Consider the following 1198-nt stretch of genomic DNA (forward strand, 5'->3'; position numbering starts at 1 on the left):
GTCCGGTGGCGTGGGTAGGGCAGGCGTCCGGCGACCCATCGGTGGACGGTTTTGGGGTCGACGCCCAGGCGGGCCGCAACGCCGGCTTCGGTCATGTGCGCGTCGGCAAGGGCGCGTCGCAACAAGTCGTTCACCGAACCTCCCGCATGCGCAAGGGACAACGACGCAGGACCGACGCTAACAGAAGACGTCCCTAGACGTCCCTAGATGCCGGTGGAGAGGTCCCGACCTGGGCGAAAGGCTCAGGTCACCGGCGAAGACCGCGCCTCTTCGCCCGATGACCCGCACGCAAGCCGAGGAGATGACCCATGCCCAGCGAATGGCCCCAGAAGGCCACTTCGACCCAGCAAGACACCGATTCGGAGCGTGAGGCGGACGAGGCACTCGCCGCGCTGCGCCAGGACTTCACCGGTCACCGGATCTGGCGCGGCGTGAAACGGGACGGACGTCTCGGCGACTGGGTGGCGAGCTTGCACGACACGACCGCCGGAGTCGACCCCACGGTGATCCGGTCGAGCGCCGCCGAGCTGCGCAGGGCGCTCGTCGACGAGGCCGCCCGCGCGTTGGTCGTGCGCGCCGGGACCTGGTGATGGCGCGAGACTCGCAGCCGTCACCTGAGGGGACCGCCACGGGGAGGGCGGTCTCATGGGGAGGGATGGAGGTGGCGCGGTCGGTGGGTGGCAATCCCCCGGATGCACCGACCGCGCTGCCTCTGCCCACCTACAGCGGCCTATGGCGAGGACTCTGGTACCTCGCCCGCCTCGCTCACGCCCTTCGCCGCGACGGCTGGATGACCGAGATCCGCACCGGCAGGCACCGCCCGATGCTGCGCGTGTACCCCAAGAACGCCCCGACCATCGGCGAGAGCATCTCTGTGGCTTGGGGTAACGGCGAGTGGTGGTATGAGTCGAGCACCGGCCTGTGGCTGACGCCCTGCAATCGCGTCGACCTCGCTGCGGACAAGCTCAACATCCTTCTCACGCCCTGGGTTTCGGCAGCGTTCGACGCCCTTCGAGACGAGCAGTTCTGACATGGCCCGCCGCACGGCATGGGGCGCGTACGTCCAGATCACCAACGCGCTACGGCAACGCGTCACAGACGGCACCTACGCCCCCGGCACACGCCTACCGGGCGAGGCCGCGCTCTGCGCCGAGTTCGGCGTAGCCCGCAACACCGTGCGGCGGGCCCTGTCCACCCT

General features: G+C 69.4%; 3 protein-coding genes. All 3 read left to right on the top strand.

The annotated features are described in order from the left end of the window. Positions 1–308: 308 nt before the first annotated feature. Positions 309–590 (top strand): hypothetical protein, encoded by a 282-nt coding sequence (locus E1287_RS43295; protein WP_131971978.1) that lies wholly within the window; start codon positions 309–311, stop codon positions 588–590. Between the two features lie 65 nt (positions 591–655). Beyond that, entirely contained in the window at positions 656–1030 is a 375-nt protein-coding gene (locus E1287_RS43300; RefSeq protein WP_131971981.1) for a hypothetical protein, read from the top strand. A 1-nt stretch (position 1031) separates the two neighbouring features. After that, positions 1032–1198: winged helix-turn-helix domain-containing protein (locus E1287_RS43305; RefSeq protein ID WP_131971984.1), on the top strand; the 167-nt coding region annotated here is incomplete at its 3' end.

Origin of the sequence: Actinomadura sp. KC06 (assembly GCF_004348735.1) — a bacterium.
Classification (GTDB): domain Bacteria; phylum Actinomycetota; class Actinomycetes; order Streptosporangiales; family Streptosporangiaceae; genus Spirillospora.

Coding starts and splice junctions, on each gene's coding strand:
- E1287_RS43295 (WP_131971978.1), top strand. CDS start 309: ATGCCCAGCGAATGGCCCCAGAAGGCCACTTCGACCCAGCAAGACACC.
- E1287_RS43300 (WP_131971981.1), top strand. CDS start 656: ATGGAGGTGGCGCGGTCGGTGGGTGGCAATCCCCCGGATGCACCGACC.